Origin of the sequence: Bacillus sp. 179-C3.3 HS, assembly GCF_047229225.1 — a bacterium.
Lineage (GTDB): Bacteria > Bacillota > Bacilli > Bacillales > Bacillaceae > Bacillus.
This window is the reverse complement of the sequence record NZ_JBFEFT010000015.1, coordinates 26,686-52,733: the sequence shown is the minus strand read 5'-3', so window position 1 is coordinate 52,733 and position 26,048 is coordinate 26,686. Positions and strand designations below refer to the sequence as shown.

The window sequence follows — 26,048 nt, the reverse complement described above, 5'->3', positions numbered from 1 at the left end:
TAGTAAATGAAAATGATAATCTTTATCAATTGGAGGAGTGTTTTATTATGTCCATCAAAACCGTTTCTAAAAATCAGCAGTTTTTAGAGCAGCAAAGCCAAAGAGAATCGAATGCAAGGTCGTACCCGAGACGGTTCCCATTAGCCATGCAAAAAGCCGAAGGTATGATCGTGACAGATGCGGATGGCAGAGAGTATTATGACTGTCTAGCAGGAGCAGGTACACTTGCGCTTGGTCACAATCATCCTGTTGTGATAGAAGCAATTGAACGTATGCTTCATGAGAAAAGACCATTGCATACGTTGGACATAACCTCAGAAATTAAAGAAGAATTTGTGAATGAAATTTTTTCTAGCTTGCCAGAGGAGTTTGCAAAAAGAGCGAAAATTCAATTTTGTGGACCAACTGGCGGTGATGCGATAGAAGCAGCGATTAAATTAGTCAAAACTGCGACAGGAAATCGAACCATTCTCTCTTTCCACGGGGCATACCATGGAGCGACACATGGCACGATGTCGTTAAGTGGGAATTTATCTCCGAAAGAAAGAGTACAAGGGTTAATGCCGGATGTTCATTTCCTGCCTTATCCATATGAATATCGCTGCCCATTTGGGGTTGGTGGTAAGGATTCACACCGCATTTCCAGCACTTATATTGAGCGTGTATTAAATGATCCGGAAAGTGGCATTCTTCCGCCAGCAGGCATGATCTTTGAGGCTGTTCAAGGAGAGGGTGGCTCAATACCCGCATCAATTGAATGGTTGAAAGAAATGAGAAGAATTACAAAAGAGAAAGGTATTCCACTCATTATCGATGAGGTTCAATCTGGAATTGGCCGAACAGGAAAGATGTTTGCTTTTGAACATGCTGGGATTGTACCAGACGTGATTGTCTTATCAAAAGCCATTGGTGGAAGCCTTCCACTCTCAGTCGTGATTTATGACAAAGACCTAGATCAATGGAACCCGGGGGCACATATTGGAACGTTTAGAGGAAACCAAATGGCGATGGCTGCCGGAACGGCAACGCTTAAATTTATCAAAGAAACCAACCTGCTCGAACATGTCAATCTTATAGGGGAGCGTATGCAGGCTCGTTTAAAAGACATCCAAAAAGAAGTGCCGGCACTTGGTGATGTGCGAGGAAGAGGCTTAATGATTGGTGTCGAAGTGGTCAATCCAAATGAGAGACAGGATGTAGATGGCAGCTATCCAGCGAATCCTGAATTAGCGAGTCGCATTCAAAAGAATTGTTTCGATAAAGGCTTAATTGTTGAAACAGGGGGCAGATTCGGAAGTGTGATTCGCTTCTTACCACCATTGATCATGACAGAAGAACAGCTTGAACAAGTCATCACTATTTTTAAAGAGGCCGTTTACGATGCAGTCAACTAAGCAATCTGTCGATTCACTATTTATCAATTCAAGTCAGCAAGGAATAGACGCCTTTCAAACCGCTATCTATACATCAATCGATAGCCTGATAGACGAATGGAAGAAAGAAAAAGGACCGTACAGTGGAATATTGCCTGGGAAATTAGCGGCTAGTGTCGAAACGTTATTCCAATTTCAACCGAGTGGAGAATCGATTGAATCGGTCTTTCGTGATGTCAGAGAACAGCTCTTACCACATTTAGTTGATGTGTCTCACCCGAAATGCTTGGCGCATCTTCATTGTCCACCTCTGATTCCTGCACTTGCAGCAGAGGTCATGGTAAGTTCCTTTAATCAATCAATGGATTCCTTTGACCAAAGTGGCATTGCCTCTTTGGTCGAAGAGCACATCTTGCAGTGGCTATGTCGAAAGTTTTCTTATGGAGATGGAGCAGACGGCACATTTACGAGTGGAGGAACGCAATCCAACTATATGGGACTGCTTCTAGCGAGAGATTCGTTTTGTGAAAAAACGTGGAATTGGAATGTCCAAAAGAAAGGCTTGCCAAGAGAAGCTCATCGAATGCGGATCCTATGCTCTAAAAATGCCCATTTCACTGTGAAAAAATCGGCATCCCAACTTGGTTTAGGAGAGGATGCGGTGGTTCTAGTCGAAGCAGATCAACACCATCGAATGGATCTGACAGATTTGAAGCAGAAACTTGCAGATCTTAAGAAAGATGAGCTTCTTCCATTTGCGATTGTGGCGACTTGCGGGACTACTGATTTTGGTAGTATTGATCCTGTTCGTGAGCTGTATGACATCGTGAAGCCATACGGACTGTGGATTCATGCTGATGCCGCATATGGCGGAGCGCTTGTGCTAAGTGATACATATCGAAGCAAACTTCAAGGCATTGAGCTTGCTGATTCCATCACCATCGATTTTCACAAGCAATTTTATCAACCGATTTCCTGCGGAGCGTTTTTATTAAAGGATAAACAGCACTTTGGCTTGATTGATTACCATGCAGATTATCTCAATCCAAAGGAAGATGAAATAGAAGGGCTCGTTCACCTTGTGAATAAATCGGTCCAAACGACGCGCCGATTTGACGCACTGAAATTGCTCCTTTCCCTTCGGCTTATAGGAGAAGAAGGGTTTGGGCAAATCATTGATCACACCATCCGCTTTGCAAAAGAGGTCGCCGATCTCATTGCGAAAAATGAGGACCTTGAAGTGATCAATCCTGAACCAGAGATCAATGCGGTTGTTTTTAGATTTGTTGATGATCAGCATGCAAATGAAATCAATAAAGCCATTCATCGGACTTTATTTCAATCAGGGAAAGCGGTTGTCGCAAAAACGGTCGTCGATGGTTCTACCTGTCTTAAATTCACATTATTAAATCCAAGAACGACAATCACACATATAGAGGAAATCCTTTCTGACATCGTTGATATCGGGATCACTCATATTCAATCCGGGAGGGTACTACGTTGAGTCAATACAAACAAATGGCTGAAAATGCAACCATGCAAAGCTTTTTAAACTGTTTTTTACGTGAAACAGGAATCGACCGATCGTCAAAAAAAGAGAAACATGCAGACGGATCGCTTATTTTTGTGGCACCACTAGCAAAACAAGATCTTGAATTGGTGATTCCCATTCGTTATTTTTCCCCAGTAGGACGTCATCTATTTCAATTTCCGATTCGCTTCCGCCCGCAAGGAAGTGATCAAATAGGGGCGATCATTGATTACAATACACTCGTTGCCTTATGTTCAAAAGAACTACTCATTGAATATGGCCGTACAGATGCAGAGGATGAGTTCATGCTTCGCATCATATTAAGCTGTAGAAATATCGAACGTTTCATCAGGGAGAGAGAAAGTGACCGCGAGGCGCTTTCACAAGCAGACTTTGATTATATAGAAGCCGAGCAGTCCTTACTGCTTGGGCATTTAACGCATCCTACACCAAAGAGCAGACAAGGGATGACTGAGGAAGAGGAAGCAATGTATTCTCCTGAACTGAAGGGCGCTTTTCAGCTTCATTACTTTAAAGCCCATCATTCAATTGTGAAACAGGATTCCTCTATATCACAGTCGGCACCAGATCTAATGCTTCAAGAGCTTAAACGTCAGATGCCAGTAGAAAAAGAGAAGCTGGATGCGTTATCAAATGGTGGCGAATTTGTGTTGATTCCGATTCACCCACTCCAAGTAAAAGTGGTAATGGAAAAACCATTTGTCAAACGTTATATACAAGAGGGAAAGCTGACCTATCTAGGGGCGCTAGGGTCTGAATATACTGCGACTTCTTCGTTTAGAACCGTCTATCAAAAAGACTCGGCTTATATGCTGAAATTCTCTGTGCCAGTGAAGATTACAAACTCCTTACGTGTCAATAAACAAAAGGAACTTGACCGTGGTGTGGAAATGTCTCGTATTCTACAAACAGAATTAGGTGTTTCGTTATATGACAAATTCTCTGGTTTCCGTGTCATTGAAGATCCTGCGTATTTATCCATTCAAGGAGATGAGCCAGAATCAGGATTTGAAGTCGTCATTCGTCAAAATCCATTTTTACATCATGAAAAAGGAGCGAGTTTGATCGCTGGATTATGTCAGGATCATGCATATGGCGGAAAATCGCGATTGGCGGGAGTCATTCATGATCTCGCAAATAAAGAAGGCAGATCAACGGAGGCAGTCAGTGTAGATTGGTTTAAACAATATTTATCGATTTCCTTAGAGCCGATGCTTTGGTTGTTTGAAACATATGGTCTTGCCCTAGAAGCTCATCAGCAAAATGCTGTCGTCCAGCTAAAAGACGGGTATCCACATACATTCTATTATCGTGATAACCAAGGCTACTATTATAGTGAGTCTAAAAAGGATCAACTTGCAAACCTTGTACAAGATCTCAGTGTCAGAAGTGAAACCATCTGTACAGATGAGGTAGCGGTTGAAAGGCTGCGTTATTATTTCTTCTTTAATCATTTATTTGGGTTAATTAATGGCTTTGGAACAGAAGGGCTTGTAAAAGAAGAAGAATTGCTGTCACTTGTGAGAGATACACTTCTTGCACATGAAACAGAATTTGGGGCATCTGAACTAACAAACAGTCTACTTCGGTCAGAAGAACTTCCTTCAAAAGCAAATTTATTGACTAGATTTGAAGATATGGATGAACTGACAGGATCATTGGAAACACAATCTCGTTACACATCTGTTGTGAATCCACTTTACTTATATAAGGAGGCGCTGATTGGATGAGGCATCGTATTCAATTCATTCGAGCTGAATATGAAAGAGATGTCAAGCTTGTCCATAGATGGATGCAAGAAGACTATGTCCATCCATTTTGGCATCTGAATATTCCGTTTCCTGCGTTCGAAAAACATTTTTATCAAGCCATTCATGACCCACATCAAACCCTTTATTTAGGGACCATTGATGGGACGCCGATGAGTTATTTTGAAGCGTACAATGTGAAAGGGGATATCATCGAATCCTATTATCAGCCTTCTCCACACGATCAAGGAATTCACCTTTTAATTGGTGAGCCAGCGTACGTTGGAAAAGGATTGGCGACTCCACTTCTTCAAGCCATGACCGCATTTCAATTTGAACAGAACAAACGAACAGAAAAGATTGTCGCCGAACCGGATATTCGAAATGAAAAAATGATTCATGTATTTGAAAAGTGCGGCTTTGAGCGAGTCAAGCCAGTTCAATTACCGGATAAAACAGGACTGTTGATGTTTTGTGATCGAGATCGATTTGAAAGGAAGTATAACCATGACGCCGTTCAACAAGCATAATAAGATTGTGGATGTAATTGGTATCGGCATCGGCCCGTTTAATCTAGGGCTTGCTGCATTATCAGAAGAAGTTAACGAAATAGATGCATTGTTTTTTGACAAAAGTGAAGCTTTTCATTGGCATCCAGGCATGCTAATTGAAGGAACGACACTCCAAGTGCCATTTTTAGCTGACCTTGTCAGTATGGCAGATGTCAAAAGTAAATATAGCTTTCTCAATTATTTGCAGGAGCAAAATCGGTTGTATTCATTTTATTTCTTAGAGGACTTCCATATTCCGCGGAAGGAATACAGCCACTATTGCCGCTGGGTAGCTGAACAATTAGATTCGTGCCGGTTTGGGATGAACGTTGAATCTGTTTCATTGATTGAAAAAGCAGGAGAAAAGCGGTATGAAGTCCATGTCCATCATGTGAATGATCAAACAGTCGAGGTATATGAAAGCAAGCACCTTGTCTTAGGAATTGGCACACAGCCAGCGGTGCCGGCATCGCTTCAGCCAAGTTTAGGAAAGCAGGTCTTTCATTCAGCTGAATATTTGAAACGCAAGAAAGAGGGCTGTTTCAAAGGAAAGTCAGTGACGGTCATTGGATCAGGTCAAAGTGCAGCAGAAGTGTTTTATGATATTTTATCAGACGATGAGGCGAAGGATATTCACTGGTTCACACGTTCAAAAGGATTTTTCCCGATGGAATATTCAAACCTTGGACTTGAGTATTTTTCACCTGATTATATTGATTTCTTTTATGAGCTTCCGCAAACGAAGAAAGATGCCTTATTAAAACAGCAAGATTTGCTGTACAAAGGAATTAGTTCTGCGATGATACGAGATATTTATCATTTACTGTATGAACGATCTGCCTGCGGAGAAAGCCTCAATACAGTGCTTCAAGCCATGACGGAAGTCAATCACATTGAGGAAACAGCCGATGGTTTGAAGCTTTCTTGTCACCAATGGGTGAAAGAAGAATCCTTTACGCATGAGACGGATATTGTTGTCCTAGCAACAGGCTACCAATCCGTATTGCCACCATTTATCGATCCGATCGCTCATCACATTCAATGGGATGATCAAGGACGATTCCAAGTCGAACGCGAATATCGTTTGAAAACAAACACGATGGGTGAAAATGATATTTTTGTACAGAATGCAGAGCTTCATACACATGGGGTCGGTGCACCAGATTTAGGTCTTGGCGCGTATCGGAACAGTGTCATCATCAATGAGCTTGCTCGTAAAACAGTCTATCCACTTTATCAAAAGCACGTCTTCCAAACATTTGGTACACACAAGAAGGCGAACACATTTGAGGAAATCAAAGGTTAAGGAGGATGAAGCGATGAATGTGCAAGAAGAATTGAAAAAAGCAGTGAACCCTGTAGCGTGGAAAAAGGCAAACCAGCGAATGGTGGCCAAGATGTTGTCTGAATACATGTATGAGGACATGCTTCATCCAGTAAAGCTAGAAGGCAGGAACGGAATAGCTCAATATGAATTAATCATTCATGAACAGAAGAAATATCGCTATCTAGCAAAGCCACGCTTGTTTGATAGCTATGATACGATTGCCGAATCAATTGAGTGCTTTCATGAGGGGAAATGGACAAAGGATGTCAGTGCGATTGTCTTTTTACTAGATATTCAGCCGATCATTCCAATGTCTGCTGACACCACAGGTCATTTGATCAAAGAGCTTCATCACACGCTTTTAGCTGATGTTCATTTGCTATCGAAAAAAGCACTAGGGGCCGATGAATTGACAGATACAGATTATGCATGGATTGAAGGAGAAATGACAGGTCATCCATGGATTGTGTATAACAAGGGACGTATTGGGTTTAGCTATGAAGACTATTTAGCTTATGCACCTGAAAGGCAAGAAAGTGTCCAGCTCTCTTGGATCGCTGTACACCGTGAGCTTGCTTCGTTCCATGCGGTCGAACATGAAAATTATGATCAACTCATTGAAAAAGAGTTAGATGAGGTAACGATTCGTCAATTTCATCGCGTGTTAAAGGATGAAGGCTTGAATGTCGCTGACTATTATATGATGCCTGTTCACAAATGGCAGTGGACCCATATGATCATTCAGCATTTCCCAGAGGATTTAGCGTTAAGACGTATTGTCTATTTAGGTGAGGGACTGGATCAGTATATCCCGCAGCAGTCCATCAGAACCTTTACAAACATCTCAAATAAAGACAAGCATCATATCAAACTGCCAATGAGCATTTTAAATACACTCGTGTACCGAGGACTTCCGTCAGAGCGGACAGTCATCGCCCCGCGCATTACGGCACATATTAAAGGAATCGCTGATCGAGATCCATTTTTATCTGACGTTTGCCGCGTGATTTTACCAGGGGAAAATGCAAGTATCAATGTCGATCATCCTTACTATAGCAAGCTGCCTGGTGCTCCCTATCAATATCTTGAAATGCTTGGCGTGATTTTCAGAGAAAGCATCTATACGTATTTAGATGAAGGAGAAAGTCCTGTCACGCTTGCCGCATTGACATACGAGGATCATGACGGTGAGCCGTATGTGAAACAATTGATTGAAAAATCGGGTCTCTCAGCAAAAGAATGGATGTCCGCCTTTTTCCGTGTGGTCATGCCACCACTCTTACATTTTATGTATCAATATGGCACGGTCTTTTCACCGCATGGGCAAAATACGATACTTGTCTTGAAAGATCATATACCGCACCGGTTGGCGATCAAGGACTTCGTGGATGATGTGAACATTAGCGATCAGCCGCTACCGGAATTGGCTTCATTAGAAGAAGATTTAAAAGAAGTGTTACGCAGTGAACCGCCTGAAGGGCTTGTCCAGTTTATCTTTACAGGGCTGTTTATATGCAACCTGCGTTACGTATCAAATGTGTTAGACAATCATCAGCTGTTAGATGAAACCACCCTTTGGCAATTGCTAGCAGAGGAAATTCTCCATTATCAGAAGCAATTTCCGCAGCTAAAAGATCGGTTTGACTTATTCGATTTATTCAAGCCACAGCTCACGAAGCTTTGTTTAAATCGTAATCGAATGATTGATTATGGTTATGGAGATGGAGATGATCGTCCGCATGCGTCAGAGCATGGAAAGGTAACGAATGCGCTGGCACAAGTCCTATCATCTGTTCGTGAGTCTTAAAGGAAAAGCTGTAGACATTAACTTATCAAGACCTCATTTAAAAAAAGATCAATAAATGAAAGGACATAACATATTTTATATGACGAATATGTTATGTCCTTTCTTATTAAACTAACGCACCCATTAGTTTCAGTACACTCATTCACAACCAACTTGGTTAATGAGTATTCCTTCTTGTTCCCCTTTTTTACGAACTCCCACTCGGCCTCCATATTTTTTCTAACCCTTTGAAGAAGATTGAAGATTACTTTTGTTTCTTTTGGTGAAATGGAATACTCTCCTTCTCTCTTTAAAAACGGATATATTATCTTACCTTTCTCAGTGATTTCACGAAGAATTTCCGTCATTGTACATAACTCCCGTTTTTTTGTTGTAAATACAACAAAAATTATATATTATTTTTGTTATGAACTAATTATGATTTGTTAAAAAGAATAAATTCAGAAAGGGATGAAGATCATTTGGAATCAAAAAGAATTATAATAGATGAGGATTTAGAGATAGCATTTCGTATAAGAAAAGAAGTATTTGTTGAAGAACAGGGCGTACCATTAGAAGATGAGTTTGATGAATTTGACACGCTGAGTGGACAGTGTAAGCACATATTAGTCTATTACAATCAACAACCAGTCGGTACGGGAAGGATAAGAACCCAAGATGGCTTAGGTAAATTGGAGAGGATTTGTATCTTAGAACCATACCGTAAATTTGGTCTTGGAAAAGTAATTATTAATGCGTTAGAAGAAATAGCAAAAGAATCAGGACTGTCCCAGGTAAAATTACACGGACAAACGCAAGCAGAAGGTTTTTATAAAAAACTTGGTTATCGGACTTCATCTGATCCATTTATGGAAGATGGAATCCCACATTTTCTCATGCTTAAAGAATTGTCTGCAAAATAATGATAAAGAGTTTGAGTAAAGCGAAATATGTTTTCTATATAGTAGGAGTTTTACTATTAACCCTTGGTATTTCTCTTACTATACAATCAAACCTTGGAACATCACCATTTGATGCACTTTTGGTAGGTCTATCTGTAAACGTAGGTCTTACTGTGGGAAGTTGGGAAGTCATAGTAGCTTTAATTCTGATATGCTGTAATGCATTTTTAAAAAGAAAAAGGCCTGAAGTTCTGGGGTTGGTAACAGCCTTTATAACGGGGATCGGTATTGATATGTGGCTTTTCTTGTTACACAATCTGATAACACCTGAACGATGGTTAAGTAAACTTATTTGTTTTGGAATTGGTTTAGTTGTTATCGGGTTAGGCACTGCAATTTATTTACAAACAAATTTTGCACCGATTCCAATTGACCGTTTAACATTAATCATACAAGAATTAACTAGAACGAATATGCTGTTTTCGAGAACATTCATTTATCTCTTATTCTTCATAATGGCAATCATATTCAGTGGACCAATTGGCATTGGAACTGTATTAACCGTTTGTTTAGGGGGTCTCATACTTAATTGCTTTATGCCAATTACTAAAAAAGTATTAGACCTTGTTTTAATTAATTCTGGTACTTCAGTTAAATATGATTCAGATAAAAACCATTCAATATAGAATGGTTTTTGCCTTACTTTTTTAACAAACCTGCTTCGTTAGTTGAAGAAGGAGAGAACATTGTTGCCCTTCATTATAAACATTCGCGTAGGCTACTTTCAGTTGTTCTCTTATTTGCTTATTTTCTTCCTCATATAAAAAAAGGAAAAGGGAGACCTTTTCCTTTCGTGCTGTTAATAATTGATGTCACGGTTATATTCGTATTCGAACGAGAGTTGCAAGTTTTTAATAGAGACAACGCCCACTTTGATGAGTCGTCCGCCTACAAACTGTGGCACTTCTGTTGCATTAAATGAAACGAAGAAACGGTCTTTTGCAGGAACTTGACTGGTTTTATAGGAAGCAATATCGACCTTTTGTCCGTTCCAAGGTACGTTCACACTTCCACCTTTTAAGGAAGATACGTTGAATACATAATTGTGTGCATTCGTACTGCCTTTTTGAGCCTCTAGTGAAATGCCGGTTATAACCGCATCCTGTGGTAAACTGCTTAAATCAAACAAAGAGTTTGGAGATCCTGCTTCGTTAAAGCTATTTAACGTAGCAGGTGACCCGTAGCGTTTCGTTGTTCCTTTTTCAATACTTTTGTCAAAAACAATTCGATACGTTTTGTCATCTTCATTCGTTAAACGCTTTGGTTTGACTGCCAAGTAGTATTCAGTACTTGCAGAGATTTTTGGCATGTGAATGATCTCATTTTGGTTGTTTGTTCGTTCAGAAGAGGACACAAGCGTTCCGTTCTTATTGTAAAGATAGAGATCAAAATCATTTCCAAACTTCACATTCACTAGTTTAATCGAAAAACGGCCATCTGCGCCATCAAACTTTGAGCTGTTAATACGGTAATAATCGACGTCATCCATCGAAGACATGCTACCTTCATGATAATAATACGTTTTGTTTAGGTGAAGGGAATGTATTAAAGTTTGAGCGTTTTCCATCGTATCATTGTTTGCAAGTGCACTGTCAGGATAAAGGTGTTCCATTTCTTCTGTATACGTTTTTGTTTGTTTTGATGATGCTTCACTTGCATGTGCAGGTGATTGAAAGAGAGGTGTAGCAATGAGTAGGCCAGTCAGTAGTAAAAAAGCGGACTTCTTTTTAAAAATAACAAACATCTCCTTTTTAGTCATTTACTTTCAATGATATTATCGGTAAATAAAAGGAAAAATGAATATTTATTCCACTTTTTTCTTAAAAAAAACCTCCAATCACGGAGGTTCTTCTTTAATGAACATTAAAATATCGAGCTTCAGGATGAGAAACGACAATGGCTGTTACGGATGCCTCGGGCTCCATCATAAATCCTTCAGTCAGATGTATCCCGATTTTTTCAGGCTGAAGTAGGTGAAACAGCTTTTCCTGGTCTTCAAGATTTGGACAAGCAGGGTAACCAAAGGAATATCGTTGCCCTTGGTATTTTGCTTGAAATCTCTTTTCCATCGTAAAATCGACTGGATCAGGGAATCCCCATTTGTCACGAATGACTTGGTGTGTTCTTTCTGCTAAGCCTTCTGCAAGCTCAAGTGCTAGTGCCTGAACGGCATGCATTTTTAAATAATCTCCCTCCTCCTTAAACTGCTGTGCAACCTCTCGTATTCGCGAACCTGCCGTTACAGCAAATAACGCGACATAATCCTTTTCGTGGTCATCACGTTTTCGCACATAGTCCGAAATAGAGCGGTAGGGGAGCTTGGTCTGTCTAGGGAATTGAAAGGTTTCAATAATCTGATCAGGCGCCTCTGGATTGAAAATGTGAAGATCATTCCCATTGGAGCTCGCAGGGAAGAATTGATAGACAAAGGCAGGAGCAAACCAATGTTTCTCTCTCCCTTCGTGGATCAGATCTGTGACAAGTTGTTTTAATTCTAGGGCTTTTGGATGCTGTTCAGCTAGTAATTTTTTTACTTTTCCTTTTAAACCGAGATGATGGCCAATGAGCATCTGCTCATTCACATACGGCATAATATGGTGTAAATCAATGTCTCGTACATAATGACGTTTTGTACTTTCTGGAGTGTAAATTGGTGCATGTGGTAGGACTGCCCGCTTTTCGAGTAACTCAATGACAGCTTTTGGCTGTGTTTTGTCTTTCTCTTTCAACAATCCCTCTTCTTTTTCTTCAGATTGCTTTGATTGAAATTGAAGGGGGTTTGCTTTTAAGTCATTGGCTAGTGAAAGTCCTTCCATTGCATCTTTCGCATAAAGAACAGGTCCATCATAATTTGGCGAAATTTTCATTTTCGTGAATTTTCGTGAAAGGGCAGCACCACCGACCAAAATAGGAACCGAGATGTTCGCTTTTTGTAAATCTTGTGCTGTTAACACCATTTGCTGTGCCGACTTCACAAGTAATCCTGATAACCCGATCATATCTGGTTTTTCTTTATGGACGGCTTCAATTAATGTTTGCGGTGTTACTTTGATTCCGAGGTCGACCACTTGAAAGCCATTATTGCTTAAAATAATATCGACAAGGTTTTTTCCGATGTCATGAACGTCTCCTTTGACAGTGGCAAGAAGAATTTTGCCTTTACCACTTGTCTGTTGCTTTTCCATAAATTGCTCAAGGTACGAAACAGATGCTTTCATCACCTCTGCTGATTGAAGCACTTCAGCGACAATTAATTCATTTTGATTAAAAAGACGGCCAACCTCTGCCATTCCCTGCATTAATGGCCCGTTGATGACATGAAGCGGTGATTCAAATTGGTCTAGGGCAAGAGCCAGATCATCCATTAAGCCTTCTTTTGTGCCTTCGATGACGTATTGTGCGAGCCTCTCATCAAGCGGTAAGGAGATCTTTGGTTTTTTCTCTTCTTTCTTTTTCCCTCGGTAAAATTGGGTGAATTCTGCAAGGGTGTGGTCATTTGTTTCATAAAGTAATGCTTCAGCTAACTTGATTTCTTCCTTTGGAATGGACGCGAAGCGTTCCAGTTTTTCTGTATTCACGATGGCATAATCAAGTCCTGCTTGGACGCAGTGATACAAATAAACAGCATTTAAGATTTCTCTGCCAACGGGTGGAAGACCAAAAGAGACGTTACTAATGCCTAAAATGGTGAGACATTCCGGTAGTGTTTCCTTGATCAATTGAATCCCTTTGATCGTTTCTTCGGCAGCGCCAATATACTGCACATCTCCAGTGCCTACTGGAAAGACGAGAGGATCAAAAATAATGTCACTGGCGGGAATGCCATATTTCTTCGTTAACAGGTCATGGGATCGGACGGCAATCTCAAGCTTTCGTTCTGCCGTTACGGCCATTCCTGTTTCATCTATCGTGCCGACGACAACGGCGCCGCCATATAATGAGACAAGAGGGAGAATCTCTTCAAAACGTTCTTCACCATCTTCTAGATTAATTGAATTAATGATCGCTTTCCCTTGTGAATAGGTGAGTGCCTTTTCAATGACGTGCTTGTCAGTGGAATCAATGACAAATGGGGCTTTGACCTTTTTCATGGCTTCTCTTAAAAACCCTTCCATGTCCAATAATTCATCTCGGTCAGGATCTGCTAAACATACATCGATGACATGGGCGCCATTTTTCACCTGTGCACGGGCGATTTCTGCCGCTTCTTCAAACTTTTGTTCGGCAATGAGTCGTTTGAATTTCCGAGAGCCGATGACGTTTGTTCGCTCACCTACAAAAAGGGGACGCATCGCGTCTTCATAAATGAGTGGCTCAATCCCGGAAACAGTATGCGGAGAAGGCTCATGAGACAAGCTTCTTGGCTTGAGTGCATGAACTTCTTCAGATAATGCTTGAATATGAGCTGGCGTTGTTCCGCAGCAGCCTCCTACGATGTTTAACCAGCCTTCTTTGGCAAAGGCAGCAATTTTTTTAGCAAGAGAGGCAGGGGATTCGTGATACTGACCTTCTTCATCTGGCAGACCGGCATTCGGATAGCAACTCACAGCCGATTTGGCAATGGAAGAGAGTGTGCGGATATGGTCTGTCATAAATTCTGGTCCTGTCGCACAGTTGAGGCCAACGCTGATTGGATTCATATGCTCAAGGGAAATATAAAAGGCTTCGATATCTTGACCAGCAAGGGTAGTGCCCATCGGTTCAATGGTTCCGGAAACCATGAGTGGTAATTGGATGCCCGTCGCTTGGAATGCTTCTTGAATGCCTTTAAATCCTGCTTTTACATTCAACATGTCTTGACTCGTTTCTAAAAGGAGGACGTCACACTTGCCATCAATGAGGGCGCGTGCCTGCTCCTCGTAATTTTTGACGAGCTCTTCAAATGTTGTACCACCTGTCACAGATAACGTTTTTGTGGTGGGTCCCATTGCCCCTACCACGTAACGAGGCCATTCTGGTGTGGAGAAACGGTCTGCTTCATTTTTGGCTAGTTGTGCTGCTTTTTTATTGAGTTCATAGGCAAGATGGCCAAGATCATAGTCATCAAGGACGAGTTTCGTCGCACCAAACGTATTCGTTTCTATTAAATCTGCACCTGCGGCAAGATATTCGTGATGAATGGTGGAGATGACGTGAGGGGCTGTGATATTCAAATATTCATTACAGCCCTCATACGCTTCGCCACCAAAATCGTCTGCTGATAACTTTGCGTTTTGAATCATTGTGCCCATCGCCCCATCAAGGACAAGGATGCGTTTCTCTAGCTGTTCAGTGATAGTTGACATGTGCGTTTGGCTCCTTTTCTTTCTCGTGGATGTAGGTTGTCAGTTCTGCTGTTAAATCTGATCGAAGGAAAGGGGTAATTAAATAAATGCCGTTAAACAGTTCGCAGGCTGTATCTAGTAGTGAGCGAGCGATGGCTAAGCCTTCAATACGTTGTTTTTCCTTATCTTCGCCTGCTTTTGCCATGATCTCACGGATTGAATCAGATAGTTTAATACCGGGAATTTCATGGTGAATAAATTCGGCATTCCGGCTACTTGTTAAAGGCATGATGCCAATGTAAATCGGTTTATCCAAATGGCGGCTTTCCTCATGAATTTTCACAAGCTGTTCTTCTGAATAGACAGGCTGTGAGATGAAATAATCAGCACCGTATTCTATTTTTTTCTCAAGGCGCTTTACCGCTTTATCAATATGACGCACATTTGGATTAAACGCGCCTGCCACTGAAAAATTGGTCTTTTTCCCGAGCGGTTTCCCTGAGAAAGAAAGGCCTTCATTGAATTGTTTGATCAGACGGATCAAATCAAAAGAGGTTAAATCATAAACAGACGTTGCACCTGGGAAGTCGCCAATTTTCGACGGGTCGCCTGTAATGGCTAAAATATCGGTTAAGCCAAGAGTATCCAGACCCATCAAATGAGATTGAAGCCCAATTAAGTTCCGGTCACGACATGTGATATGAACAAGTGAACGCATATCGAGCTGCTGCTTCAATAAAGCGCCGCAGGCGACATTGCTAATACGCGGTGTGGCCAAAGAATTATCAGCGAGCGTTAGCGCATCGATGCCTGCACTCTTTAATTCATTCGCAGCGACTAGAAACTTGTCAAAGTTCAGCTTCTTCGGCGGATCTAGCTCAACAATAATCGTGCGTTTTTTGGTCGCTAGCTCATCAAGTCCTGGTTCTGTGCGCTGATCTCGAACTGAAATGATTTCTTCTTTTAACACTTTGACTTCTTTTTCAGTGATCGGTGCTAAGTCTTGAACAGCTTCAGCCATAGCGCGAATGTGCTGAGGCGTTGTTCCACAGCAACCGCCGATCATGCGTGCTCCTTGATTTCTAAAGGCTAACGCACTTTTTTTGAAATAATCATTATCTGTATCATAGACGAGTCTGCCTTCTTCAAGAGAAGGGAGGCTGCTGTTAGGGTAGACAGATAAATGGGAATTTTCTAAAAGTGGAACGCCTTCGAGTGCCTGAATCATATGATAAGGGCCAAGTCTACAATTAATCCCGACAACATCAGCGCCAAGTGACGACATTTGCAATAAACCGTCTTTGAGCGGTGTTCCATCTTGCAGGACCCCTTGTTCATGCATCGAGACGTTCATGACAATGGGAAGATCCGTTTCTTTGCGTGCAATTTGGAGAACGGCTTTTGCTTCTTCAAGATCATAATAGGTTTCGAGCAATAATCCGTCAGGCTGTTCATTTAATAGCAGGTACAACTGTTCTCGAAAGCTTCGTTTGATTTCGTCGATCGAGTAGGCATTTTTGTTAAATGTTCGAATTCCACCAATTGTCCCAAGGACATATGCAGAACCTGCGGCTGCTTTGGCAATTTGTACAGCTTTTGTATTGATCCGTTTCGTTTCCTCTTCTAAGCCGTAGCGTGATAGTTTAATATAATTCGCCCCATACGTATTGGTTTGAATGATGTCAGCTCCTGCCTGGACATACGCTTCGTGTACTCTCTTGACTTCGTCTTCCTTCGATAAATTTAATTCCTCAAAGCAGCGGTCAATGCCATATGAGTATAAGAGTGTTCCCATTGCACCATCTGCAATCAATACGCGGTTCTCTAAATCTTGTAATAAGCCCATTGTATTCCTCCTTATTTCTATGTAACAAAAAAAGCCTTCTGATAAGAAGAAGACTTTTTGGGTGTATCGTAATTCTTCTCCTTATCTTCCAAGCAGTTGCTTGCTGGATTTAGCACCTTGGTCATAGAAAACAAGTTTCTACTTACACCGGTTGCTGAGGCTTCACAGGGCCAGTCCCTCTGCCTCTCTTGATAAGAAAGCGATATGAAAATGTCAATGATTTGAACTTTTATCAACTGTATCGAAAAAATTGGAAATAATCAATGGAAAATTTGAAATTTATCGAAAATTTATAAATTGGACATCAATCGGCAAGTCAGCTTTTCGTATAAGGGAGATGATCGCTTGTAAATCGTCTTTATTTTTCCCTGTGACCCGCACTTGATCATCCTGAAATTGAGATTTCACTTTGATCCCAGATTGTTTAATGAGGTTATTGATCTTTTTGGCATTTTCTTTATCAATGCCACTAATCAGTTTGGCGCGCTGACGCACTGTTCCGCCGAGGGCATGCTCGCTTTTACCATAGTCAATGTTCTTCGTCGGCACGTTTCGCTTGATGAGCTTTGATACAAGGACATCTTTTAACTGCTCAAGCTTAAAATCATCGTCAGAAATAAGCACAAGCTCTTCTTTTTCTAGTGAAATATCACTTTTACTCCCTTTAAAATCATAACGATTTTTGATTTCTTTTAACGCTGTTTGAATGGCGTTTTGCACTTCAGGTAATTCGACCTTCGATACAATATCAAATGAACTTTCTTTTGCCATGCTACATGACCTCCAACTATAGATATTGCGTTTATCTTACCATGCCATGCACTGAAGAAGAAACCTTAGCCATGATCAAATCAAGACTTCAAGCTCTTGCTGTATAAATCAACTGTCGTTTGTCTAATTTATCTAACAGAACTAGTGATGTTCATGTACAGAGAAGTATAGTAGAATAAAGTGAAATCAAAAGATGAACGAACGCTCTTGTGAGGGCAGATAGGAAGGAAGAGAACATGAGACCAGGTGTGCAATTGACCTTGCAAATAGATAAAGAAATGGAATACGGCTACTTTTTGACAGATGGTGAAGATTCTGTCCTCTTGCATCGCAGTGAAATGACAGAGGATATTGATGACCGAGATGAAGTGGACGTGTACTTATATGTAGATCATGAGGAAAGATTAGCGGCGACGATGAAAATGCCACTCATAAATGCACATACATATGGATGGGTAGAAGTCGTGGATGTTGTTGAGGATATGGGCGTTTTTGTAAATGTTGGGTTATCAAAGGATGCACTCGTTGCAACAGAACACCTTCCCCCTTTTGAGGAAGCTTGGCCGGCAAAAGGCGACAAACTGTATTGTATGCTGAAAGTCACAAGCTACGGCAGAATGTTTGCAAAACCTGCGACAGAAGACGTGATCAGTGAATTATTTACTGAAGCGCCAGAAACCTTGATGAACAAAGAAATCACAGGGACGATTTACCGTTTAATCGCGACTGGCTCCTTTATGCTGACAGATACAGGGGTGAGAGGATTTATTCATCATACAGAACGAAGGGAAGAACCAAGATTGGGATCGACCGTGACAGGTCGTGTGATCGCGGTGAAAGAAGATGGGACTGTCAACGTATCCCTCCTTCCGAGAAAGCAAGATGCATTGTCTGTAGATGCGGAAGACATTTTAACTTATTTGAGAAACCGAAATGGTGCAATGCCTTACTGGGATAAAAGTAATCCAGATGATATCCGCGAAAGATTTCAAATGAGTAAGGCAGCGTTTAAGCGAGCCTTAGGTCATCTCATGAAACATAATCAAGTCTACCAAAAAGATGGTTGGACGTATGAGAAGAAGTGAGCAAATGCTCACTTCTTTTATTTTATTTTAAAAAAATGGGTTTTTTAAGTGAAAAAAGTAACAAAAATATCTTCTAATTGGTGAAATAACTACCTCCTAATCCGATAAAAAGAAAGTAAGGATGAAAAAGGAGAGTGTGTTTGGATGAAAGTAAAAATCTCATTTCTTCTGATGGCAGCCATGCTCATGGTGTTAGCCTCATGTAGCAATGAAAAAGAAGAAAAAGCTACATCAGATGTGAAGCGTATCGGCATCATGCTTACTGAAGATGGCCTTGGTGATCAATCGTTTAACGATTCGTCATTTAAAGGGTTAGAAAAAGCACGTGAAGGACTCGGTATTGAATTTGATTATCGAGAAATTGCTGAAACAGATACATATGAAAAAGGGCTGACGGAGCTTGTGAAAGATGGCAATGATCTCGTCATCGCCGTAGGCTTTAGTATGCAAGAAGACTTAGAAAAGGTAGCGAAAAAGTACCCGAAAAAACAATTCTTGCTCATAGATGCCGCATCTGAGTTAGAAAATATCACCTCTGTTACGTTTAAAGAGGAACAAGGAAGTTATTTAGCAGGAGCGCTTGCTGCCATGACATCGAAAAGTGACGTCATTGGTTTTGTGGGTGGTGTAGATGCAGAGGTCATTCACCGTTTTGAAAAAGGATATGAAGAAGGCGCAAAATCAGTGAATCCGAAAATCAAGATTTTAACGACCTATGCAAACACATTTAGCGATGCAGGAAAAGGCGGTAAAATAGCCAAAGAGATGATTGATAAGAAAGCAGACGTTCTATATGCAGCAGCCGGATATACGGGTGTTGGTGTATTAAAACAAGCACAAGCTGAGAAGAAATATGCAATTGGTGTGGATAGTGATCAGTATTATACCGCTGAAAAAGCTGTCATTTCTTCTATGGTTAAAAAAGTAGATGAAGTCGTTTATCAATTCAGTGAACAACTGGTCAAAAGCAACAAAATCAAAAGTGGTCATGTCGTCTATGATTTAAGCAACAATGGATTGGATATGGCTCGAATCAGAGTCCTCAAGAATGCAGAGCCTTTGACTGAGAAATTAAATAAAATGAAGCAAACGCTTCTTGAAGAAGAGGGGGCGGCATCATGAGTATAAAGGTCAAGATTTTACTGAATTCACTCGTCTCACTTCTTTTAGCAGTTGCAGTTATCGCTTTTATTATTGTTAGTATGACAAAAATTCAATCATCAAACGAATCAGAGGTCCAAACTTTATTAAACGTTCAAAAAACGAAGGCGAGCTTTGAAAGTGTCGAACAAGCCATGACCAACTACTCTGTGACGCTCTCAGATGAACAATTAGAAGTGGTTCAAAATAATATTTCAACGGCTAAAAAACAACTGCAATCGTTAAATGAAAACGCAGGGCAGTTAAACAAAGAAGCATTAACGAGATTAACATCAAAGTATGACATATGGACAAAAGAAGCCAATAGTGCCATTGGTGAGAAAAATGCAGCCGATGCGAGACGTGTGGCAGCAAGAATTAACGGTGTGTTAAACGACGTCCATACGATCAATAAAAGAGCACAAGAAGCATATGAACAAAACCAAGAAAATACAGCGGCAAATGTACAGTGGATTATTACGAGTGCAATGGTTGCAGCACTCACGCTCATTGTCATTTCAGTCGTCTTGAACATTGGTCTTACGAGATCGATTGTGGCGCCAATTAAATCACTATCTTATCGAGCCAAACAGATCGCAGAAGGGAATTTGGCTGTTGAACGGATGAACGTCCGCCGCAAGGATGAGATTGGCGGTTTGAATGAATCATTCAACCAAATGACAGACCAATTGATCAGTTTAATTAAAGAAATTAGTAATGTATCAAGCCAAGTCGAAAAATTCTCGCTAGACTTAGATGAAGAAAACAAGAAGCTCATGGAATCAGCCAATCAAGTATCTGTTTCGACAGACGAAATGGCGAATGGATCACAAGCCATATCAGAAGATCTTCAGCACGGTGTGGGCTTGATTGAGAAAATGGATCAGCATGGCCGCAAAAATTCCGACAGATCCCATACGGTCATTGCTAGTACAGAGGAAACCATTGAGGCAGTAAACAGTGGAAAGCACACGTTAACAAAAACAAGAGAAGCCATTGAAAAAAATACAGAGGCAACGAAACAAATCGAACAATCTGCAGGAGAATTTACGCAATATGCCACTGAAATTTCAGCCATGGCGAAGACAGTGTCAGACATTGCCGATCAAACAAACCTCCTCTCATTAAATGCTGCCATTGAAGCAGCTAGAGCAGGTGAAGCTGGAAAAGGTTTTGCTGTTGTCGCAGATGAAATTCGCAAATTAGCAGACGAATCATCTAGAGCAACGAGACAAATTTTTGACATGGTAGGTCACATTGAAAGTGGCATTCAGTCCATTAGTCAGACTGTACAAGAAGGGGTGAAGCTGTCTCTTCATCAGCAGGAAGCAATGGACGAAACATCTCATTCCTTTGAAGGAATAGAAACAAAAGCACAACATATTAAACAAGAGATGGCAACTTTAAATCAGCAAATTAATCAATCAACAGAGCTTGGCGGAGAAGTGCTGCGTTCGATTGAAAATATTAGTGCCGTTGTAGAAGAAACCGCAGCAGGCAGCGAAGAAATTTCTGCTTCAGCCAATGAACAGCTACAGTCATTCCATCAGATGAACCAGCAAGTAGAAGAGCTAATGGGAATGACAGCAAGATTAAATGAAACAGTTCATAAATTTAAGCTTTCATAAGAAAAGCACCCTTCCCGTATGACGAGGGAAGGGTGCTTTTTGATGTTTATTTGCCTGTGAAAAAGATGGCAAGCGTGCCAGGACCAGAATGGGAACCGACGGCTGCGCCGATCATATTGATCATGATGTCCTTCGGTTGAAATTCCGTTTCAATCAATTGTTTCATTTCTTCAGCAAGTGCGAGGTCATCACCATGACTGATACCAACTGTTTGATTTGACCAGTCCGTCCCACGTTCTTTCATCAGCTCAATAATGCGCTTGAGCAATTTTTTGCGGCCGCGTATTTTCTCAAGGGGAATCAGTTTTCCATCCTCGACATGTAAAATCGGTTTAATGCTTAACAGACCACCAACAAATGCGGACGCTTTACTGATTCTTCCGCCCCTTGCTAAATACGATAAATCATCTACAGTGAAAATATGTTGTAAAGATTCACAAAAGTGCTTTACAGATGTTTCAATTTCTTGTATTGTATTTCCGTCAATGGCTAGAGATTGCGCGTGTTTTACTGCAAGTCCGTAGCCAAGTGACGCACACTTAGAATCAATGATTTTTAAATCGAATTGAGGATATTCTTCCTTCACTTCATTCGCCATCATCACGGCCGTTTGGTATGTACCGGAAAGCTCTGATGAAAATGCCACATAAAGTGCAGATGTATGGGTTTGAGCGAGAGCGACAAACGTTTCTTTGATTCTAGCAGGAGAAGCCTGTGATGTTTTTGGACTTTCCCCATGTCTCATCGCTTCATATACTTGTTTTGGATCAATCGTCATTAAATCCTCAAATTCCTGCTCACCAAGTAACACACGGAGCGGAATTAATGTTATGTTATGTTCATCATAATAAGAAAGAGGCAGATCAGCAGCACTGTCTGCTATGATATGAACGGTCATCAAAATCCCTTCTTTCTGAATGGAATACGCCATAGTTTATCACTTTTTAGCCTAACTATATCATATAAATTGTCTTTTTGTGTTCAAATTCAAAATTTTAGGGAAAACCATAAAGAGAATGGTCAGTGGAGGTATGACATCATGTTCATTGGAGAAGCAAAAAAATTTATCGTTGTTGTCATTGGTGCATTATTAAATGCAATTGGACTGAATTTATTTTTAATACCAGCTGACGTGTATGCAAGTGGTTTTACTGGGGTAGCACAGCTGTTATCAAGTTTATTTGAGCAATATGCACCTTTTAATGTATCCACAGGGATTCTATTATTTATCTTAAACATTCCAGTGGGAATTCTAGGCTGGATGAAGGTTGGTCGATCCTTTACGTTTTATAGCATTATCAGTGTTGCCTTAACAACCATTTTCCTCGGCATTTTACCCGAGACGAGCGTGTCTGAGGATATTTTATTGAATGCTGTGTTTGGTGGTGTTATTTCTGCATTAGGTATCGGAATCACCCTGAAATACGGTGCATCAACAGGTGGACTTGATATTATTGCAATGATTTTAGCCAAGTGGAAAGATAAGCCTGTTGGGACGTATTTCTTCATTCTAAACGGAATCATTATTTTCACGGCAGGATTATTACAAGGTTGGGAGAAAGCTTTATATACCCTTGTCACCTTATATGTCACCACAAGGGTCATTGATGCGATCCATACAAGACACGAAAAGCTGACAGCGATGATTGTCACGAAGAAAGCAGATGAAATCAAAGAAGCCATACATGGGAAAATGGTGAGAGGAATTACGACTGTGCCTGCAAAAGGAGCATTTACAAACGAACAAAAAGAAATGATGGTCATTGTCATCACAAGGTATGAGCTGTACGAACTTGAACAGATTATAAAGGAAGTCGATCCAAATGCCTTTACGAATATTGTTCAAACAACCAATATCCTTGGATTTTTCCGACGAGATTAAAAAGGTGGGTAGAAGATGAAAAAAGCTGTCATGCTGCTTCTTGTTCTCTTCGTTTTATCAGCTTGTGGACAACAAAAAAGGGATGAACCAAACAAGGAGGTATCCGGTCAAATGGAGGAAAAAACAGTCGTACTGAGTGTAGACCCTGTCCAAAAAGATGCTTCGGTTCAATTTCATATGTCACTACACAATCGATCAGAGACAGATGTCACTTTTACTTTTAACACAAGCCAAAAATTCGAGTTAATTGTATATGACGAAACTGGGAATGAAAAATACCGATTCTCGAAAGACCGCATGTTTACACAAGCCATTCAATCCTTTGTACTGAAAGCAGATGAAAGCTACGATTTCCAAGATACATGGACGAATGGTGTAAAGCCGGGAACGTATGAAGTGGTCGTCACGTTTAAAGGAAAAGCAGAAGGGCTCAAGCCCATCACGGCAAAAAAGACATTCCAAGTGGAATAACGTGAACATATAGAAAAAGCTGTCCAATGTTGGACAGCTTTTTTTCGGTTAAAGATCATCAAGCAGGTCTTGGAATGTATGCAGTTGGTTTCTTTCTGCATCTGTAGAGTTGGCAAAAGCAGACGATACCGCATTTTTTGCTCGCTTTACAGCCTTTTGACGTTCTAACCCTGATGAAAAGGAAGAAGTAAGGGCTTCTTCTGTAAATGATTTGGCTTGATCAAAAAGTTCGTTTCTCATAATGAACCTCCAGAAGCATCAGTCTTCATATCTTCTCGGTTTGCCACTTCCTCAAGTGTGGAACGATAAGGAAAACGAGCGTCATGAAGACTGACTGAATCTTTACCTTGTTGTATAAAGCGTTTCGATTTGCTTCTTTTACCCATTCGGAATCCGCCCCTTTACACAAGCTGACAGGTCACCCTGTCTATTCGTAGTATTCCCGCTTCCTACAGAGTTGTATGAATGGAAAAAATTAAAGGGAGAAGTACTTCGTTAAGAATGTCGCAATCCCATCTTGTTCATTCGTATCTGTCACTTCATCAGAAACGCGTTTTACTTCCTCAATGCCATTGCCCATCGCAACGCCACAGCCAGCAAATTGAAGCATTTCTAAATCATTGTCTTCATCTCCGAATGCGACAATTCGTTCTTGCGGAACACCATAATAATCACTGATTTTTTGTAAGCCAACAGCTTTATTCATGCCTGTTTTAATGATCTCGATCACATGCCATGGAGCGGCCCATCTTCTGTGATCAATCACTTCCGCATGAACATCTGTTAAATAGCTCCGAATGGCACTGACATCTTCTTCTTTTGCATGAATTAAGACACTTGTGACATTCTCACCAAGGTTGTCCCTAAGGTCTCCAACGGTTACTTTGTTGGCGTTCATATTAAATATATCAATGAGTTTTTCATCATGATAGTGGAAATACAAGTCGTCTAACACTTCTGCTAGCACATTGTGCACGTTATATTTTTCACTAATGTCCACAAGCTGTTTGACGACTTGAAGGTCAAGTGACGTGTGGAATCTGCCCCATTTTTCATCAAGCGGATGATGGACAAACGCTCCATTAAAGTTCACAATCGGTGAATCAAGCTTTAGTTGCTGATAGTAAGGAGAGCTGGAACGAAATGGCCGGCCTGTAGAAATACATACATGATGCCCGCTGTCTCTCACTTTTTGAATGACGTCAAGTGTACGCGTAGAAATGGTTTTATCATCTTTTAATAATGTGCCATCCAGGTCAAGTGCGATTAGATAAGGTTTAGTCTCCATAAAATCTCCTTTGATCTGTAGTCATTAGAGGCAATGCGAACGATGCCTCTCTCTATAGTGTATCTTTATCACATCTTCGTTGTCTACATGTTAAAATAAAGAAAGACGGGAATGATAAAGGAGGATTTATTGGCTGTGATCACCATTGATGAGCAAATTGTACACGATATTCCATTTTTACATATCGTAAAAGATGAAAATAAGAACAAACAAACGCCACTTGTATTTTTTATTCATGGGTTTACAAGTGCACGCGAGCACAACTTACATTTCGCCTATCATTTGGCGGAAAAAGGCATGAGGGTTATTTTGCCTGACTGTGCTTATCATGGTGTAAGGTCAGAAAACCTCAGCTTAGAAGAACTTGCATCGAAGTTTTGGGAAATTGTCCTGAATGAAATTCGTGAAATTGACCTACTCAAAACATATTTTCAAGAAAAACAATTGATTGAAGCAGATCTGATAGGTGTTGCTGGTACATCCATGGGTGGCATCACGACCTTTGGCGGCCTCGCAAAATATGATTGGATCAAAGCGGGAGTTAGTTTAATGGGCAGTCCGAAATATACCACTTTTCTCAAGGCGCAAATCTTGGACATGCGTCAGAAGGGCTTATTGGATGACATTACAGACGAAGACGTAAACAAACAATTAGAGGCGCTTCGCCCGTATGACTTAACATTGCAAAAAGATCGGCTTAACAATAGGCCGTTACTATTCTGGCATGCAGAAAACGATCCTGTTGTTCCATATCGCCATGCAAAAGCATTTTATGACGAATTAGTGGAAGACGAATATAGACAGCATCCTCACTTGCTTCGTTTTATAACAGATGAACAAGCAGGGCACAAAGTGACAAGACAAGCGATGTTTGAAACAGTCGACTGGTTTGTGACGCATTTAAAAAGCACAAACGTTTAGCCAAAAGTGAAAGTACGTTATACTAGTGTGAAAAGGAGTGGATATCATGGATGAAGCATTGAAAGAAAATATATTAGGCGCCCTAGAACAGGTGATTGACCCTGAGTTAAATGTGGATATTGTCAATCTTGGACTTGTCTATGATGTCGATCTAGACGAAAATGGGAAAGTAGATGTCACAATGACATTAACATCAATGGGTTGTCCGCTTGCACCTGTTATTGTCGATGAAGTCAAAAAAGCACTCAGTGACCTGCCTGAGGTGAAAGAAACAGAAGTTCATATCGTATGGAACCCGCCCTGGACTCGTGACAAAATGTCAAGATATGCAAAAATTGCGCTTGGTATTCAATAAGATGATCATAAGAAAAACGCCTGGTATGAGTGTGACTCGTACCAGGTTTTTTTTTATGAAATATTAAGGTGGATGAAGAGGTAGGGGTTGGTATAATG

Annotated in this window: 23 protein-coding genes, 1 pseudogene and 1 riboswitch; of the genes and pseudogenes, 15 read left to right on the top strand and 9 right to left on the bottom strand. The window is 40.7% G+C overall.

The annotated features are described in order from the left end of the window. The first annotated feature begins 47 nt into the window (after window positions 1-47). From AB1K80_RS10870 to AB1K80_RS10845, 6 genes are read left to right on the top strand one after another with little or no spacing between them, the layout of a single operon-like run. Window positions 48-1,394: an aspartate aminotransferase family protein gene (locus AB1K80_RS10870; protein WP_412856638.1), complete on the top strand. Its 1,347-nt coding sequence runs from the start codon at window positions 48-50 to the stop codon at window positions 1,392-1,394. Continuing rightward, the gene (locus tag AB1K80_RS10865; protein ID WP_412856637.1) at window positions 1,381-2,877 is read left to right on the top strand and encodes a pyridoxal phosphate-dependent decarboxylase family protein; all 1,497 of its coding nucleotides are present in this window, start codon (window positions 1,381-1,383) and stop codon (window positions 2,875-2,877) included. The genes AB1K80_RS10870 and AB1K80_RS10865 overlap by 14 nt, the downstream gene beginning before the upstream one ends. Continuing rightward, complete coding sequence (locus AB1K80_RS10860; protein WP_412856636.1) at window positions 2,874-4,655, top strand: IucA/IucC family protein; 1,782 nt, start codon at window positions 2,874-2,876, stop codon at window positions 4,653-4,655. The genes AB1K80_RS10865 and AB1K80_RS10860 overlap by 4 nt, the downstream gene beginning before the upstream one ends. Beyond that, window positions 4,652-5,203 (top strand): GNAT family N-acetyltransferase, encoded by a 552-nt coding sequence (locus tag AB1K80_RS10855; protein ID WP_412856635.1) that lies wholly within the window; start codon window positions 4,652-4,654, stop codon window positions 5,201-5,203. Before AB1K80_RS10860 ends, AB1K80_RS10855 begins: the two co-directional genes overlap by 4 nt. Continuing rightward, window positions 5,181-6,530 (top strand): lysine N(6)-hydroxylase/L-ornithine N(5)-oxygenase family protein, encoded by a 1,350-nt coding sequence (locus AB1K80_RS10850; RefSeq protein ID WP_412856634.1) that lies wholly within the window; start codon window positions 5,181-5,183, stop codon window positions 6,528-6,530. The genes AB1K80_RS10855 and AB1K80_RS10850 overlap by 23 nt, the downstream gene beginning before the upstream one ends. Window positions 6,531-6,543: 13 nt before the next feature. Further along, window positions 6,544-8,358, top strand: a complete 1,815-nt coding sequence (locus tag AB1K80_RS10845; protein WP_412856633.1) for an IucA/IucC family protein — start codon at window positions 6,544-6,546, stop codon at window positions 8,356-8,358. Window positions 8,359-8,522: 164 nt separating this feature from the next. On the opposite strand, the pseudogene AB1K80_RS10840 reads toward AB1K80_RS10845, so the two are convergent. Beyond that, window positions 8,523-8,681: pseudogene (locus tag AB1K80_RS10840) on the bottom strand (MarR family transcriptional regulator); the annotation flags it as partial. 138 nt (window positions 8,682-8,819) lie between these two features. Here AB1K80_RS10840 and AB1K80_RS10835 point away from each other — a divergent pair. Together AB1K80_RS10835 and AB1K80_RS10830 are read left to right on the top strand one after the other, a co-directional pair. Continuing rightward, window positions 8,820-9,260, top strand: a complete 441-nt coding sequence (locus tag AB1K80_RS10835; protein WP_412856632.1) for a GNAT family N-acetyltransferase — start codon at window positions 8,820-8,822, stop codon at window positions 9,258-9,260. After that, window positions 9,260-9,925, top strand: coding sequence for a YczE/YyaS/YitT family protein (locus AB1K80_RS10830; protein ID WP_412856631.1), 666 nt, complete (start codon window positions 9,260-9,262; stop codon window positions 9,923-9,925). Before AB1K80_RS10835 ends, AB1K80_RS10830 begins: the two co-directional genes overlap by 1 nt. Before the next feature lie 173 nt (window positions 9,926-10,098). Here the strand turns inward: AB1K80_RS10830 and AB1K80_RS10825 are convergent, their stop codons facing one another. The 4 genes from AB1K80_RS10825 to AB1K80_RS10810 all read right to left on the bottom strand — a co-directional run bounded on the left by AB1K80_RS10825 (window position 10,099) and on the right by AB1K80_RS10810 (window position 17,180). Further along, on the bottom strand, window positions 10,099-11,043 hold the full coding sequence (locus AB1K80_RS10825; protein WP_412856630.1) for an anti protein: 945 nt from the start codon (window positions 11,041-11,043) through the stop codon (window positions 10,099-10,101). Between the two features lie 109 nt (window positions 11,044-11,152). Beyond that, window positions 11,153-14,584, bottom strand: a complete 3,432-nt coding sequence (gene metH / locus AB1K80_RS10820; RefSeq protein ID WP_412856629.1) for a methionine synthase — start codon at window positions 14,582-14,584, stop codon at window positions 11,153-11,155. Further along, the gene (locus AB1K80_RS10815) at window positions 14,568-16,409 is read right to left on the bottom strand and encodes a bifunctional homocysteine S-methyltransferase/methylenetetrahydrofolate reductase (RefSeq protein WP_412856628.1); all 1,842 of its coding nucleotides are present in this window, start codon (window positions 16,407-16,409) and stop codon (window positions 14,568-14,570) included. The genes metH and AB1K80_RS10815 overlap by 17 nt, the downstream gene beginning before the upstream one ends. Window positions 16,410-16,487: 78 nt before the next feature. After that, window positions 16,488-16,607, bottom strand: a riboswitch (SAM riboswitch). Window positions 16,608-16,688: 81 nt separating this feature from the next. Then, entirely contained in the window at window positions 16,689-17,180 is a 492-nt protein-coding gene (locus AB1K80_RS10810; RefSeq protein ID WP_412856627.1) for a YajQ family cyclic di-GMP-binding protein, read from the bottom strand. A gap of 236 nt (window positions 17,181-17,416) precedes the next feature. Between AB1K80_RS10810 and AB1K80_RS10805 the strand changes: the two genes are divergently transcribed. The 3 genes from AB1K80_RS10805 (at window position 17,417) to AB1K80_RS10795 (ending at window position 21,033) form a co-directional block, all read left to right on the top strand. Next, complete coding sequence (locus AB1K80_RS10805; RefSeq protein WP_412856626.1) at window positions 17,417-18,265, top strand: S1 RNA-binding domain-containing protein; 849 nt, start codon at window positions 17,417-17,419, stop codon at window positions 18,263-18,265. Window positions 18,266-18,409: 144 nt separating this feature from the next. Continuing rightward, entirely contained in the window at window positions 18,410-19,387 is a 978-nt protein-coding gene (locus AB1K80_RS10800) for a BMP family lipoprotein (RefSeq protein WP_412856625.1), read from the top strand. Further along, entirely contained in the window at window positions 19,384-21,033 is a 1,650-nt protein-coding gene (locus AB1K80_RS10795) for a methyl-accepting chemotaxis protein (RefSeq protein ID WP_412856624.1), read from the top strand. Before AB1K80_RS10800 ends, AB1K80_RS10795 begins: the two co-directional genes overlap by 4 nt. A gap of 46 nt (window positions 21,034-21,079) precedes the next feature. Here AB1K80_RS10795 and AB1K80_RS10790 read toward each other — a convergent pair whose 3' ends face one another. Beyond that, complete coding sequence (locus tag AB1K80_RS10790) at window positions 21,080-21,931, bottom strand: DegV family protein (protein ID WP_412856623.1); 852 nt, start codon at window positions 21,929-21,931, stop codon at window positions 21,080-21,082. A 141-nt stretch (window positions 21,932-22,072) separates the two neighbouring features. On the opposite strand from AB1K80_RS10790, the gene AB1K80_RS10785 reads away from it, so the two are divergent. Together AB1K80_RS10785 and AB1K80_RS10780 are read left to right on the top strand one after the other, a co-directional pair. Further along, a complete protein-coding gene (locus AB1K80_RS10785; RefSeq protein WP_412856622.1) occupies window positions 22,073-22,915 on the top strand; it encodes a YitT family protein in 843 nt (280 codons plus the stop codon). 15 nt (window positions 22,916-22,930) lie between these two features. Further along, window positions 22,931-23,386, top strand: coding sequence for a BsuPI-related putative proteinase inhibitor (locus AB1K80_RS10780; protein ID WP_412856621.1), 456 nt, complete (start codon window positions 22,931-22,933; stop codon window positions 23,384-23,386). A gap of 48 nt (window positions 23,387-23,434) precedes the next feature. On the opposite strand, the gene AB1K80_RS10775 is transcribed toward AB1K80_RS10780, so the two are convergent. The 3 genes from AB1K80_RS10775 to AB1K80_RS10765 form a co-directional block, all read right to left on the bottom strand. Continuing rightward, window positions 23,435-23,626, bottom strand: coding sequence for a DUF3813 domain-containing protein (locus AB1K80_RS10775; RefSeq protein WP_412856620.1), 192 nt, complete (start codon window positions 23,624-23,626; stop codon window positions 23,435-23,437). Next, a complete protein-coding gene (locus tag AB1K80_RS10770) occupies window positions 23,623-23,772 on the bottom strand; it encodes a competence protein (protein ID WP_412856619.1) in 150 nt (49 codons plus the stop codon). The genes AB1K80_RS10775 and AB1K80_RS10770 overlap by 4 nt, the downstream gene beginning before the upstream one ends. 89 nt (window positions 23,773-23,861) lie before the next feature. After that, on the bottom strand, window positions 23,862-24,674 hold the full coding sequence (locus AB1K80_RS10765) for a Cof-type HAD-IIB family hydrolase (protein WP_412856618.1): 813 nt from the start codon (window positions 24,672-24,674) through the stop codon (window positions 23,862-23,864). A gap of 135 nt (window positions 24,675-24,809) precedes the next feature. Between AB1K80_RS10765 and AB1K80_RS10760 the strand changes: the two genes are divergently transcribed. Together AB1K80_RS10760 and AB1K80_RS10755 are read left to right on the top strand one after the other, a co-directional pair. Continuing rightward, window positions 24,810-25,595 (top strand): prolyl oligopeptidase family serine peptidase, encoded by a 786-nt coding sequence (locus AB1K80_RS10760; protein ID WP_412856671.1) that lies wholly within the window; start codon window positions 24,810-24,812, stop codon window positions 25,593-25,595. Between the two features lie 46 nt (window positions 25,596-25,641). Further along, window positions 25,642-25,950, top strand: a complete 309-nt coding sequence (locus tag AB1K80_RS10755; RefSeq protein ID WP_008355239.1) for a metal-sulfur cluster assembly factor — start codon at window positions 25,642-25,644, stop codon at window positions 25,948-25,950. The last annotated feature ends 98 nt before the right edge of the window (window positions 25,951-26,048 follow it).

Excerpts from the sequence above, each read along its gene's own strand:
- AB1K80_RS10865 (WP_412856637.1), top strand. The coding sequence starts at position 1,381 with ATGCAGTCAACTAAGCAATCTGTCGATTCACTATTTATCAATTCAAGT.
- AB1K80_RS10830 (WP_412856631.1), top strand. The coding sequence starts at position 9,260 with ATGATAAAGAGTTTGAGTAAAGCGAAATATGTTTTCTATATAGTAGGA.
- AB1K80_RS10855 (WP_412856635.1), top strand. The coding sequence starts at position 4,652 with ATGAGGCATCGTATTCAATTCATTCGAGCTGAATATGAAAGAGATGTC.
- AB1K80_RS10815 (WP_412856628.1), bottom strand. The coding sequence starts at position 16,409 with ATGGGCTTATTACAAGATTTAGAGAACCGCGTATTGATTGCAGATGGT.
- AB1K80_RS10845 (WP_412856633.1), top strand. The coding sequence starts at position 6,544 with ATGAATGTGCAAGAAGAATTGAAAAAAGCAGTGAACCCTGTAGCGTGG.
- AB1K80_RS10810 (WP_412856627.1), bottom strand. The coding sequence starts at position 17,180 with ATGGCAAAAGAAAGTTCATTTGATATTGTATCGAAGGTCGAATTACCT.
- AB1K80_RS10850 (WP_412856634.1), top strand. The coding sequence starts at position 5,181 with ATGACGCCGTTCAACAAGCATAATAAGATTGTGGATGTAATTGGTATC.
- AB1K80_RS10795 (WP_412856624.1), top strand. The coding sequence starts at position 19,384 with ATGAGTATAAAGGTCAAGATTTTACTGAATTCACTCGTCTCACTTCTT.
- AB1K80_RS10765 (WP_412856618.1), bottom strand. The coding sequence starts at position 24,674 with ATGGAGACTAAACCTTATCTAATCGCACTTGACCTGGATGGCACATTA.
- AB1K80_RS10800 (WP_412856625.1), top strand. The coding sequence starts at position 18,410 with ATGAAAGTAAAAATCTCATTTCTTCTGATGGCAGCCATGCTCATGGTG.
- AB1K80_RS10790 (WP_412856623.1), bottom strand. The coding sequence starts at position 21,931 with ATGACCGTTCATATCATAGCAGACAGTGCTGCTGATCTGCCTCTTTCT.
- AB1K80_RS10805 (WP_412856626.1), top strand. The coding sequence starts at position 17,417 with ATGAGACCAGGTGTGCAATTGACCTTGCAAATAGATAAAGAAATGGAA.
- AB1K80_RS10775 (WP_412856620.1), bottom strand. The coding sequence starts at position 23,626 with ATGAGAAACGAACTTTTTGATCAAGCCAAATCATTTACAGAAGAAGCC.
- AB1K80_RS10780 (WP_412856621.1), top strand. The coding sequence starts at position 22,931 with ATGAAAAAAGCTGTCATGCTGCTTCTTGTTCTCTTCGTTTTATCAGCT.
- AB1K80_RS10870 (WP_412856638.1), top strand. The coding sequence starts at position 48 with ATGTCCATCAAAACCGTTTCTAAAAATCAGCAGTTTTTAGAGCAGCAA.
- AB1K80_RS10770 (WP_412856619.1), bottom strand. The coding sequence starts at position 23,772 with ATGGGTAAAAGAAGCAAATCGAAACGCTTTATACAACAAGGTAAAGAT.
- AB1K80_RS10785 (WP_412856622.1), top strand. The coding sequence starts at position 22,073 with ATGTTCATTGGAGAAGCAAAAAAATTTATCGTTGTTGTCATTGGTGCA.
- AB1K80_RS10825 (WP_412856630.1), bottom strand. The coding sequence starts at position 11,043 with ATGTTTGTTATTTTTAAAAAGAAGTCCGCTTTTTTACTACTGACTGGC.
- AB1K80_RS10755 (WP_008355239.1), top strand. The coding sequence starts at position 25,642 with ATGGATGAAGCATTGAAAGAAAATATATTAGGCGCCCTAGAACAGGTG.
- metH (WP_412856629.1), bottom strand. The coding sequence starts at position 14,584 with ATGTCAACTATCACTGAACAGCTAGAGAAACGCATCCTTGTCCTTGAT.